Genomic DNA, 12,055 nt, shown 5'->3' on the forward strand with positions numbered 1-12,055 from the left:
GGCCCCGATCAATGCGCCTGTGCCGGCGGGTGCAGCTGGTCCAGCACCTTGCGCAGCACGCCATGGGCCACGGCCACCTCGGTAACCTCGCCGACCAGGGCATGATAGCGCGCCTGCGCGCCCGCGGTCTCGCCGGCCTCTGCGGTCGCAAGGCTGTCGGGCCCCGGCCGCACCAGGGCGGCAACCTTGCCCGCATGCCGCGCCACATCCTCGGGCCCCGGCGGCGGCAGGCGCCGCGGGCTGCGGGTCTCGTCGATCGAGACGATCAGATCCGAAATCGCCTTCAACCAGGCGAAATCCGGATGTCCTGTCACCAGCGACAAACGCTGATACGGATCCGCGGCCGCGCCGAACCGCTCCAGCTCGGTATCGAGCATCGCCTTGTGAACCTTGATCAACGCCGCCGACAACAGCTTCAGCGCAGCGCGGGGGTCGGTGGCAGGCAGGCGGTCGATGGCGGTCATGCGATCGCGTCTCCTTCATCTCGCCGGTTGCGGAACCGGCAATATGTAGCGATCGCGGGGGCGAATGTCACCCTGTGGGGTATGCAGGGGCAGGGCAATCGGGTGAAACAGTGCGTGACAGGACGGAAAAAGTCTGAATCTCTCGTTGTCGACGTTGCTGGCTTGGGAGGGATGGATGGAACCGTGTGGGGCCTTGGGCGAAGCGATTGGGTTTCTTGAGCATTTTGAGGAGCTTCCGGACGGGCGGCAAGCTGGCAAGATTGTGTATCCGCTTGATGAGGTGCTGCTCCTGAGCCTTCTGGCGGTGCTGGCGGGAGCGGAGACCTTCACGGACATCGCGCGCTTTGGCCAAAAGAAGCTCGATCTGCTGCGGCGCTTCCGGCCATTCGCGGATGGCACGCCGCCGCACGACACGCTGGGTGACATCTTCGCGTCGCTGGACGCGGAGAGCTTTCAGCGGTGCTTCGTGTCGTGGGTGGCGTCGGTTACCGGGACGCCTGAGGGCGTGATCGCCATTGATGGCAAGACCGTGCGGCGTTCGGGCGGGAAGAAGGACGCGAAGGCGCCCATCCACATGGTCTCGGCCTTCGCCGCCCGGCAGCGTCTGGTGCTGGGTCAGGTCAAGGTGGACGAGAAGTCGAACGAGATCGTGGCCATTCCCAAGCTATTGGACCTGCTGGCGATCGAAGGGGCCATCGTGACCATCGACGCCATGGGATGCCAGCGCGACATTGCGGCCAGGATCACCGACAAGAAGGCCGATTACGTGTTGGCCCTCAAAGGCAATCAAGGATCGCTGCGCGAGGACGTCGCCCTGTTCGTCGCCGAACAGCAGGCCAAGGGCTTCCAGGATACGACCATCAGCCAGCACGAGACCGTCGACGGCGATCATGGCCGGATCGAAACCCGCAAGACCACCGTCATCCATGATGTCGCCTGGCTCCGGGCGCGACATGACTGGCCCGGCCTCAAAAGCATCGTCGTCGTGGAAAGCACGCGACGGATCGGCGACAAAATCGACAGCGAAACCCGGCTCTACATCACATCATTGGCGCTCATCGCCGCTCTCGTCGGGCCGATCATCAGAAGTCATTGGGCCATCGAGAATAGTCTCCACTGGGTCATGGATATGGTCTTCCGTGATGACGAATGCCGGGTGCGTACCCAAAACGCCCCAGCCAACTTCACAACCCTGAAGCACATGGCACATAACCTGCTGCGACAAGCACCGGGAAAGGACTCCCTACGCCTCCGACGCAAGGTCGCCGCCTGGGACGACGACTTCCTCGCAAGCCTCATCGCAGTTTAAAAACTTTCACCCGATTCCCCTGTATGCAGGGGGCGGGGGGCCGTCATACCGACGGACGGGTTGTACCATGCCGTCGCGTCATCTGCTGCAGCACCACGGCCGGTTCGGCGATATGGCGGGTCATGCGGCCATCGAGGATGATGCCCGCACCATCGGTCCCGCGGACCTCGAACAGCAGGGAGCGGCCGATTGCCCGATTCAGCCGGGCGGTGATCTCTATGGTGACGCCCGCCGGGGTGGGGGCCAGATGACGCAGGTCGAAGCCGACCCCGACGGTTGTGTGGCCGGGCGGCAGGGCGGCGGCCACGGCGCGCATGCAGGCCAGTTCGGCCAGCCAGATCACCGGTGCCGAGGCCAGGGCGGAGACCTCTCCCTGCCAGGCATCCGCCAGATCCTGTGACCGCACCAGATGGGTCATACGGCCCTCGAGCCCGGGCGTCAGCCCGGGCAGTGTGGCGATCAGGTCGCCGATCTCGCTCATGTCTGGATCCTCCGGATCAGAGGGCGGCAGCCGCGGGGCGGCCCCGGCCGGTTGCAACCGAAACGATGCCAAGTGCCAGACCCAGCACCAGGAAGACCCGGCGGATGCCCTCCAGATCGGCAGCCCCGGCGCCGGCGCCGGAAGCGCCGGCAATCACGCCGGTTGCGACCTGCCAGACAGCGACGCCGGCAAAGAAACAGAAGATCAGCCCTGCCAGCGCCCGGCCCATGGTTTCAGGCGGGAAGCTTGCCCTGACGACGGCGAACTGAAGCACATAGAACGATCCGGCCGCGACTGCGATGCCTGTCAGCGCCAGATCGAGAGCCAGCATGCGGCCGCCGATCAGGCCCAGTGCCGCCAGCGCTGCGGCGGCGAGCAGGCCACCGCCGGTCATCAGCAGCCGCCGGCGGTGGCCGGGGCGGTCGGCACGGCCGAAGCCCAGCGGGGCCACCACCATCACTGCCGACACCACCAGCACGATATTGCCGATCGTCACCGCATCGAGGCCATAGGCGGCATCGAGAAAAGGGCCGAGCCAGAGGCCGCGCAGCGTGATCAGCGCCGGATATGAGATGAGGGCGAGCGCTGCCGTACCGCGCATCGCCGGCGAAATCAGGATCGCCAGCGTGCCGCGGATGTCTTCCACCAGCCGGGTGCCGGCGGCCCCTGCCGCAACCGGCGGCCGTGCCGGCACCGGCGCCCGGGCGAGGCCCAGGTGAATGGCCGCGGCGACGATCAGTGTCAGGACCGAGCAGGCGGCGAAAGCACCCCGCCAGCCGCCCAGTTCGATCGCAAGCGAGAGCGGCGTGCCGGAAAGCAGCATCCCCGCCCCACCGATGGAAACCACGGCACCCGAGACCGCCGCGAAGCGCTCGGCCGGCCAGGCATGGCTCGCGAATACCAGCGGCGCCATCAGCAGGCCGGAACAGCCGATGCCGATCACCGCCTGCGCGGCGACCAGCCAGCCGAAAGCTGGTGCCACTGCCGACGCCGCGGCACCGGCGGCGGTGATCAGCAGCAGCAGCGTCGCCGTGCGCCGCACGCCCAGCCGGTCCACCGCCAGACCGACCGGAAGCTGCACAAGCGCGAAGGCCAGATGGAAGGCCGCCGCAAAGACGCCTAACCCTTCTGCGCCGATGCCGAATCCCGCCTGAAGCGGGCCCGCCATCACCGCCGGCAGGGTGCGGTAGAGATGGCTGAGGGCGAAGCCGGCCACAAGCAGGCCGAGCATCACCGTTACGGCGCGCGGTACGTCCGCGGTCCGTCGGGCCGTCTCGGGGATGGCAGGAGGGGAGGACATCGCGCGGTGATCCCTGTTGGGCGGGGGAGAGGGCAGATGGACAGGAGGGAGGGGCAGGCACTGAGATCTTCCAGCCCGGTCTGGGAGAATATTCATTCCGGCCTCGACTCGGAGATTAGGGGCGAGAATCTGACATGTCAAAAGCATGATTTATGGAAGGCGTCATTCCAGAATGTATATTTGTTGCATTGCAAATAAGTGGGGCATTCATGCTGTGGCGTGCCCACCAAAATTTGGGTCGCCTGCATGCCCGAGACATCCGAGGGGCTGCCCGTATATGGACGCCGTGGCATCACCCGTGGGCACATTGCGCCGCACACTAAAAAGTCCATAATATGGATTAAAAAAACAGATCAGCCGGAGAGTTCGGAGGATGAAAGGATGCCGGTGCCGGCACGCCTGCAAACAGGCACAACGATTCCATCCGTTGATCGATGGCCATTCCGCAAAATTGGACAGAATTGCTGGCCTTTTTTGCGAAAACAGCCGGATTATCCTGTCATATGGTGTGCGGATCCACGGAGATGGGAGCCGTTGGAGGTCGATGTGACATGCCTTTACATCGTCCATTATATGGACCTTACGTCAATTATTTTGAGATGACGGATTGAATCGCCCGTCCTGTGGTTGTATTTATGGAATGGATAACGCCTGGAACGATCGTTCGAGCGGCTGTTGGCGACCCATAGTCGACAGCTGTCCCTGACAATAAAAAAACGGATCGATTTCCGGGCTGAACGGGGAGACGCAAGATATGATCATGTTCCTGCCCGCCTTCACGAGACGCTGAGCCGGCTGCCACGGTCCGGCCAGGCTCGTGCCTTCCGCGCGCAATCGGGAGGTGCCGCCGCCGGCCCGGCAGGCAGATCGACATTTCACCCTGAACATCTGGAATCGATCGAACCGGTGGCGGGCCTGGGCCGCGCTGCCGGCCAAGGGGATCATCATGCTTCAGACCAGCACCGTGCCAGCATCGCCGGGCGTGCTCGCCCAACCCGCCTTCGCCCGGGCGATCGACCGCCTGTCGCAGCTGTCCGTCGACGGCTATTACAACCCTTATCGCAGCTTCGATTGGCCGGACGCCATCGACGCCGACAGCTGGTGGATGTCGCCTGAACTGCTCTCGGTCTCGGGGACCGAGATGGGAGCAGAGCTTGACGAGGACACCCTCCGCAGGCTCGCCAAGTGGGAGAGCATCAACTTCTACAGCCTGAACGTGCATGGCATCCGCGAGCTGCTGCAGGCGGTCATCGCCCGTCTGCACGAGCCCGGCTATGAAGTGGCATCGAAGTTCTTCCACCATTTCGTCGGCGAAGAGAACGACCACATGTGGTTCTTCGCCGAGTTCTGCATGCGCTATGCCGGCAAGCTCTATCCCGACCGCCAGGTGCGGATCGAGACGGCGACCGACCCGGCGATCGAGAATTTCCTCACCTTCGCCCGAATCACGATCTTCGAAGAGATCGTCGACTTCTACAACACGGCGATGGGCTCCGACGAGCGGCTCGACCCGGCCATTCGCAAGATCAACCACGTCCACCATGTCGATGAAAGCCGCCACATCGCTTTCGGCCGCAAGCTGATGGTGCTGTTGCACGACGAACTGCGCGCCAAGGGTGACGAGGCCTTGCTCGACAAGGTGTCGGAGTATCTGCGCCGCTACATGACCGCCAGCGTGCGCGGCTTCTATTCGCCCGACGTCTATCGCGATGCCGGCATCGCCGAACCGCTGGTTCTGCGCCGGCGCCTGATGGCCGATCCGGCCCGCGCCGCCTTCGATGCGAAGGTGCTGCGCCGGACCACCGACTTCATGACCGCCACCGGTATCCTCCGCCCCGTACGGGAGGCCGCATGATGACCGACCTCACCCCCGCCGCCGACGCCGAGGCCCGTATCCTCGAGTGGCTTCTGGCCCGCAATCCCGAACTCCAGGCCATCCCCGACGACATGGACCTGATCGAGAGCCGGGTGATCGACAGCCTGGACTTCATGGAATTCGTCTTTCTGCTGGAAGAGGTCACCGGTCGGTCGAACCTGCTCGACGGCGTCTCGGTCGATGCCTTCCGCAGTCTGGCGGCTATCCGCAGCACGTTCCTTGCCGGCTGATCTGCAGCACCCTCTTGAGGACGATCCTGAGGAGTTCCCCCGATGTGCACCGAACATGATTGCGGCCACGGCCAGGCTGCGGCGGATACCCCCCTTTATCGTGCGGCCGAAGACGGGCTGGTGACGCTCGGCCCCGATGTCACCGAATTGATGACCGCGCTGGATGATCACATCCGGTCCTGGGCCCGGAGGGTTCCGGCCCGGCCGATGATCTACCCGCCGCTGATGCGTGCGGCCGATCTCGACACGCTCGACTTCTTCCACAACTTCCCGCATCTGGGCGTGATGACCGCCGGTATCGCCGAACCGCATCAGGCGGCGGTGGCGGAAGAGGCCAAGGCCGGCCCGGTCGGCGTGATTGCGGGCGACCGGCTGACCGATGCCACGCATCTGCTGCCCACCGCCGCCTGCTACAACATCTATCTGGACCTGCGCGGCAGCCGGCTCGACGGCCCCCGTTTCACCACCACCATCGGTCGTTGCTTCCGCCGCGAGACCCATTACGACGGTCTGCGCCGGCTGATGGGTTTCAGCATGCGTGAGATCGTCTGCGTCGGCCCGCAGGATGCGGTCAAGGCGCATCTGAAGACCTTCCGGGCGAAGATCCGCGCTTTCGCCGACCGGCTCGATCTGCCACTCGAAATTGAGGCGGCGACCGATCCGTTCTTCTCGGCGGATGCGGCGCGCACCGCCATGCAGAAGCTGTTCCCGGTGAAGGAAGAGTTCGTCTATGGCGGCTCGCTCGCCATCGCCTCGGTCAACTTCCATCGCAACTTCTTCGGCGAGCGGTGCGACATCCGCACGGCCGATGGTGAACATGCCTTCAGCGGCTGTGTCGCCTTCGGTCTGGAGCGCTGGATGCATGCCCTGCTGGATCAGCATGGCGGCGATGCCCGCCGCGCGCGGGCGGCGCTCGAGGTCGCGATCGCCGACGAGGCCGCCGAGGATGCGGCACTCGGCCTCGATGCCGGCTCGATGGTGTCACCGCCCTCGGCCGATGTCGCCCAGGCGCCGCGCAAGCGCACCCCCGCCGGAGCGGAGGCGTGAACGCCGACGCTCCGGCCCCCCGGTCCGCCCCCGGTGAGGGGGCGGCCGGGCGGGCAGCCGGCAGGGTCGGGGCAGCCCTGCCGGTCTTCCAGGCGGGGATGGGCGGCATCGCCGGGCCACGGCTGGTCGCAGCCGTGGCCGAGGCCGGCGGCGCCGGCATCGTCGGGCTTTACAAGCATCCGCCGCAGGAGATCGCAGCCCTGATCGCCGAGACGGCCGGCCTGACCGGGCGCGCTTTCGGCATCAATCTGGTGCCCGAGGTCGTCTCGGAAGCAGTGCTGGTCGATCAGGTACGGGCAGTGCTGGCGGCACCGGCAGAGACGCCGCCCTTCATCAGCTTCTATGGCCTGCCGCCACGGGCAGCGATCACCCCCGCACGCGATGTCGGGCGTGAGGTGATCGTGCAGATCGGCAGCGTGTTCGATGCGGTGGAGGCGGTCAATCGTGGCGCCACCCAGTTGATCATCCAGGGCCACGAGGCGGGCGGTCACCATCTGTCGCGCCGGCCGATGGCCGATCTGGTCGCGGCGCTGGTGGAACGTCTGCCGGCGGTTCCGGTGATTGCGGCGGGCGGCATCTCGTCGGGTGAAGCTGCTGCGGCGGCCGCGGCGGCCGGTGCCGATGCGGTGCTGGCCGGCACGGCTTTCATCTGCGCATCGGAAAGTGCGGCGCATGATGTCTACCGTGCGAAGGTGATGGCGGCCTGTTCGGCCGATACCGTGGTCAGCGACCGTTTCGAGATCGGATGGCCCGGCCGGCCGCATCGGGTGCTGCGCAATGCGGTGACCGAGGCGGCAGTGCCACCCGAGCCCGCCTTCATCGGCCGCACGGTCCTGTTCGGCCGGCCCTATCCGGTACCGCGCGGCTCTGCCGCCGTGCCGACCATCCATAGCTCGGGCCGGATCGAGGAAATGGCGCTCTATTGCGGCACGGGGTGCGATGCCGTCACCCGGATCGAGCCCGCCGCTGCCATCGTCGCCCGTCTGGCGACCGGTTTCGCGGCCGGCCGCAACGCGTCGGCGACGGACCCGACCGTCACGGCTGCACCCGTCACGCCCGTTACGGCGCGGGCCGGCTGAAAAGATCCTCCGGGAGATATCTGATGGACATCGCCTTCATGACCCTCAGCCGGCTCGCCTTCGGCTATTGGGAGGGACAGCCGCTTTATGCCATGGCCGAGCTTGGCGTCTTCGACGCCCTGGCCGAAGGGCCGGCACGGGCGGCGACGCTCGCCGACCGGCTTGCCGCCTCGACCGATGGCATGGTCCGGCTGCTCGATGCCGGGGTGGCGCTCCGGCTGCTGACCCGCGATCCCGAGACCGACGGTCGCTATCGCAACACCGAGATGGCGACGAAGCTGCTGACCTCGGGTTCGCCCGATACCCTCATCCACTGGGTGCGGGTGATGGGCCGCTGGTCCCGGCCGTGGAGCCGGCTGGCCGATGCCGTGCGCAGCGGCACCACGGTCGAGGATCAGGGCCTGCGGCTGGGGGACGACCCCGCCTATATGCGCGACTTCATCCTGGGCATGCATGAATATGCCCGCCGCGGGGCGGCGGAACTGCCGTCCGCCATTCCGCTTGAAGGGCTGCGGCGCGGGGTCGATGTCGGCGGTGGCGCCGGAACCTATGCCATCGCGCTCGCCAATGCGGCGCCGGAGCTGAAGCTGACCGTTCTCGACCTGACCCCGGTGCTCGACATCACCCGGGCGATGGTCGATGCCCACGGCCTTACCGGCCGGATCGATACCGGGGTGATCGACTACCGCCTGGATCGTTTCGGCGAGGATCTGGACCTGGTGCTGATGTCGAACGTGCTGCACCAGGAAAGCGACACGGTCTGCCTGTCGATGCTCGGCCGCGCCCGCGATGCGCTCCGGCCCGGCGGGCGGGTGGTGGTGCAGGGGCATTTCGTCCAGCCCGACCGGACGGGGCCGCTCTTCGCCACCCTGCACAACCTTTCAGCGCTCGCGCTGTGGAGTGGCGGCCACAGCCGGACGCTGGAAGAGATGGCGGCACTCGCCGGACGCTCAGGCTTCACCGAGGTCACCACCGGCCCGGTCGGCAAGTCCGGCCTGTCGATGGTGACCGCGGTAAGGGCCTGATGGTCCGGGCCTGAGGGTCAGCGATCAATCGCTGCCATGCGGTCGGGGGCATACCGTTCCCCGGCAACGAGGCCGGGCGGCACAGCGGCACTGATCGCCGCCCGGTCCTCTTCCGTCAGCCGGAGTCCAGCCGCCGCCAGATTGTCGTCCACCCGCGACGGCCGCGAGGCGCCGAAGAGGGCGATCACCGGGGCGGCCTCCGTTCCCGCCGCCAGCACCCAGGCCAGCGCCAGGGCGGCCGGTGTGGTGTTGCGTTCCGCGGCCAGTGCCGCCAGCCGGCCGGCGAGGTCGGCGTTGCGGGCAAGGTTTTCGGGCGCGAAGCGGGGGTAGATCTTCCGCCCGTCATCCGCCGCAAGCCCGCCGCCGCCGACCGATCCGGCGAGCAGGCCGCGGCCCAGCGCGCCATAGGCAACGAAGCTGGTGCCGGTCTCGGCACAGGCGGCGAGCAGGCCATTTTCCGGGTCGCGAGAGACCAAGGAAAACTCGCTCTGCACCGCGGCGATCGGGTAAATTTCTGCGGCTTTTCTAAGGGTTGCCGGTGAAACTTCGCTCAAGCCGATCTGTTTCACCCGCCCCTTCCGCACCTCGTCGGCCATGGCGCCGACGGTCTCTTCCACCGGCACATCCGGATCCAGCCGGTGCAGATACCAGAGGTCGACGACATCGGTGCCCAGCCGGCGGAGGCTCGCCTCCAGCGCCAGCGGCACCCGTTCCGGCCGGCCGTCGATGCCGCGGAGATCGCCGCCGCCATCCGGCCGCACGAAGCCGAATTTGGTGGCGATCTGCACCCGCTGCCGCAGGTCGGGGCGGGCGGCGAGCGCCCGGCCGACCAGCTCCTCATTGGCGCCCCAGCCATACATGTCGGCCGTGTCGATCAGGGTCACGCCCCGGTCGACGGCATGGTGGATGGTGCGCAGGGCCTCCTCGGCGTCGCGGGCGCCATAGCTGCCGGTCATCGCCATGCAGCCCAGGCCCAGCACCGGCACGGCCGGCCCTCCCCGGCCCAGCGGGACTGTCGGAAGCTCGCGGGACATCATGCCGTCTCCTTTCCGCCGGTCGCTGCGGCAGGCTGTCGTCCAAGATTGCGCAGCGCCGCCCAGGTTTCGGGCGTCCAGCTGCGCAGGGCGGGAAGTTCCGGGCCGGCGGCGCCTTCCAGGCGCCGACCACCATCGATCGCCAGCACCTCGCCGGTAATATAGCCGGCGCCGTCCGAGACCAGGAAGGTGGCGAGATCCGCCAGTTCCTGCGGCCGGCCGGTGCGGCCCAGCGCGACGCCCGCCTCGGCCGGCGGCAGGTCGGTGCCTTCGGGCCGCAATCTGCCGAAGGCGCCCTCGGTCGGGAAGGGGCCGGGCGCGATGCCGTTCAGTCTTATCCCCGCCGGCCCCCATTCCACCGCCAGCGAGCGGATCATCGCCAGCACCCCCGCCTTGGCCATGGCCGAGGGCAGTTTGTAGGGCGCGCCGGTCAGGGCCGACTGGGTCAGGATGCACAGCACCGCGGCCGGCATGCCGGCGGCGATCCAGCGCCGGCCGGCGGCCAGCGTCACATTGGCCCCGCCCTTCAGCACGATATCGACCACGGCATCGATCGCCCGCGGCGACAGGGTTTCAGACCGTGCCAGGAAGTTGCCGGCGGCCGAATTGACCAGAATGTCGAGCGGCCGGCTCTGGAAGGCCTGGTCCATCATCGCTTCGACGGCATCGGCGTTGCGGACATCGCACGGAAAACAGTCGACCGCCACGCCGTGGTCGGCGCGGATACCCTCTGCCGCCGCCTCCAGCACGGCGGCCCGCCGCCCCACCAGCACCAGATCGGCGCCGAGTTCGGCATAGCGCCGCGCAATGGCGAGCCCCAGCCCGGACCCGCCACCGGTGATCAGCGCCCGACGGCCCTGAAGAAGCCCGGATGCGAACATGGATCAGCTCCTTGAGTTCTTATAACGGCTCAATACGCCACCAGCCCCGGCAGATACAGGCTCAGTTCCGGCAGCGCGATCAGCAGCGCCAGCACGATCACCTCGCCCACCAGGAAGGGCATCACCCCCTTGAAGCCCACCTCGACCTTGGTATTGGCGGCGCCCGAGGCCACGAAGACGTTCATGCCCAGCGGTGGCGTCACCAGCCCGATTTCGGCGGTCTTGGTCACGATGATGCCGAACCAGATCGGGTCGTAGCCCAGCGACATCACCAGCGGGAAGGTCAGCGGCAGGGTCAGGATGATGATCGCCAGCTGGTCGATGAAGAAGCCGAGCAGCAGATAGATGGCGATGATCACCAGCAGAATGCCCCAGGGCGGCAGCGGCAGGGTGCCGACCCAGTCGATCAGGTTCTGGGGGGCGCGGGTGGCGGCCAGGAAATAGCCGAAGATCATCGCGCCGATGATGATCGCGAAGATCATGGCGGTGGAGCGCAGTGTGTGGCGCAGCGCCACGCCGAATTCCTTCCGCCCCAGACCGCCCCAGCCGAGGCCGATGACCAGCGCGCCGGCCGCGCCTACGGCGGCGGCTTCGGTTGCGGTGATGGCGCCCGAATAGATCCCGCCCAGCACCAGGCAGACCAGGATCGCCGCCGGCCAGACCGGCAGGATCGAGGCCATGCGCGCCTGCCGGCTGGCCTTGGGTGCCGCCGGTGCAATCTCGGGCCGGCGTTTCACCCAGACCAGGATGACGGTGGCATAGGCGATCGCGGTGAGCACGCCGGGGATGACCCCGGCCATGAACAGGCTGCCGATCGAGGTTTCGGTCAGCACGCCATACATGATCAGCCCCATCGAGGGCGGGATCATGATCGACAGCGTGCCCGCCACCGCGACCGTGCCGACCGCCAGCCGGTCGTCATAGCCGTATTTGCGCATCTCAGGCACCGAGATCCGCGCCATCGCAGCCGCGGCCGCCGTGCTGGAGCCGGCGAGCGCCGCGAAACCGGTGGAGGCGACCACGGCGGCGAGCGCCAGCCCGCCCCGGACATGGCCGATCCACAGGAAGCACATCCGGTAGAGATTGGCCACGATCGACGACCGGGCCAGAAGTTCCGCCATCAGGATGAACAGCGGGATGGTCGAGAGCAGGAAATTGGCGGCGGTGCGATAGGGCGTGGTCTGGAGCACGCCGAGGGTCGGGATCCAGCCGATCGCCATCGCGGCGCCGACCGCGCCGGTCACACCCAGCGCATAGGCGATGGGCATGCCGATACAGATCAGCACCACCAGCGCCATCATGGGGAGGGCGACTTCCATCGGGGCGTCT

General features: G+C 67.2%; 12 protein-coding genes. 6 read left to right on the plus strand and 6 right to left on the minus strand.

Going from position 1 to position 12,055, the window contains the following annotated elements; translation table 11 throughout:
• Nucleotides 1–8: 8 nt before the first annotated feature.
• Complete coding sequence (locus tag TMO_RS29890; protein WP_014753039.1) at nt 9–464, minus strand: hypothetical protein; 456 nt, start codon at nt 462–464, stop codon at nt 9–11.
• A 175-nt stretch (nt 465–639) separates the two neighbouring features.
• Between TMO_RS29890 and TMO_RS22180 the strand changes: the two genes are divergently transcribed.
• Nucleotides 640–1,773: an ISAs1 family transposase gene (locus tag TMO_RS22180; protein WP_051045304.1), complete on the plus strand. Its 1,134-nt coding sequence runs from the start codon at nt 640–642 to the stop codon at nt 1,771–1,773.
• A gap of 43 nt (nt 1,774–1,816) precedes the next feature.
• Here TMO_RS22180 and TMO_RS22185 read toward each other — a convergent pair whose 3' ends face one another.
• Together TMO_RS22185 and TMO_RS22190 are read right to left on the minus strand one after the other, a co-directional pair.
• The gene (locus TMO_RS22185; RefSeq protein WP_014753040.1) at nt 1,817–2,254 is read right to left on the minus strand and encodes a thioesterase family protein; all 438 of its coding nucleotides are present in this window, start codon (nt 2,252–2,254) and stop codon (nt 1,817–1,819) included.
• Nucleotides 2,255–2,270: 16 nt separating this feature from the next.
• A complete protein-coding gene (locus TMO_RS22190) occupies nt 2,271–3,554 on the minus strand; it encodes an MFS transporter (RefSeq protein WP_187297871.1) in 1,284 nt (427 codons plus the stop codon).
• Between the two features lie 946 nt (nt 3,555–4,500).
• Here TMO_RS22190 and TMO_RS22195 point away from each other — a divergent pair.
• From TMO_RS22195 to TMO_RS22215, 5 genes are read left to right on the plus strand one after another with little or no spacing between them, the layout of a single operon-like run.
• Nucleotides 4,501–5,409: a diiron oxygenase gene (locus tag TMO_RS22195; RefSeq protein ID WP_145978367.1), complete on the plus strand. Its 909-nt coding sequence runs from the start codon at nt 4,501–4,503 to the stop codon at nt 5,407–5,409.
• A complete protein-coding gene (locus TMO_RS22200) occupies nt 5,406–5,660 on the plus strand; it encodes a hypothetical protein (RefSeq protein WP_014753043.1) in 255 nt (84 codons plus the stop codon). Before TMO_RS22195 ends, TMO_RS22200 begins: the two co-directional genes overlap by 4 nt.
• 42 nt (nt 5,661–5,702) lie before the next feature.
• A complete protein-coding gene (locus TMO_RS22205; protein WP_014753044.1) occupies nt 5,703–6,707 on the plus strand; it encodes an aminoacyl--tRNA ligase-related protein in 1,005 nt (334 codons plus the stop codon).
• On the plus strand, nt 6,704–7,786 hold the full coding sequence (locus TMO_RS22210) for an NAD(P)H-dependent flavin oxidoreductase (protein ID WP_051045586.1): 1,083 nt from the start codon (nt 6,704–6,706) through the stop codon (nt 7,784–7,786). The genes TMO_RS22205 and TMO_RS22210 overlap by 4 nt, the downstream gene beginning before the upstream one ends.
• Nucleotides 7,787–7,809: 23 nt before the next feature.
• Entirely contained in the window at nt 7,810–8,811 is a 1,002-nt protein-coding gene (locus tag TMO_RS22215; RefSeq protein WP_014753046.1) for a class I SAM-dependent methyltransferase, read from the plus strand.
• Nucleotides 8,812–8,828: 17 nt separating this feature from the next.
• Here the strand turns inward: TMO_RS22215 and TMO_RS22220 are convergent, their stop codons facing one another.
• The 3 genes from TMO_RS22220 to TMO_RS22230 are packed head-to-tail and all read right to left on the minus strand — an operon-like array spanning nt 8,829 to nt 12,045.
• Nucleotides 8,829–9,845: an aldo/keto reductase gene (locus TMO_RS22220; protein ID WP_041607357.1), complete on the minus strand. Its 1,017-nt coding sequence runs from the start codon at nt 9,843–9,845 to the stop codon at nt 8,829–8,831.
• The gene (locus tag TMO_RS22225) at nt 9,845–10,726 is read right to left on the minus strand and encodes an SDR family oxidoreductase (RefSeq protein ID WP_014753048.1); all 882 of its coding nucleotides are present in this window, start codon (nt 10,724–10,726) and stop codon (nt 9,845–9,847) included. Before TMO_RS22225 ends, TMO_RS22220 begins: the two co-directional genes overlap by 1 nt.
• 29 nt (nt 10,727–10,755) lie before the next feature.
• Complete coding sequence (locus tag TMO_RS22230; RefSeq protein WP_014753049.1) at nt 10,756–12,045, minus strand: TRAP transporter large permease; 1,290 nt, start codon at nt 12,043–12,045, stop codon at nt 10,756–10,758.
• Nucleotides 12,046–12,055 lie beyond the last annotated feature (10 nt).

It is taken from the genome of Tistrella mobilis KA081020-065 (genome assembly GCF_000264455.2).
Taxonomy (GTDB): Bacteria; Pseudomonadota; Alphaproteobacteria; order Tistrellales; family Tistrellaceae; genus Tistrella; species Tistrella mobilis.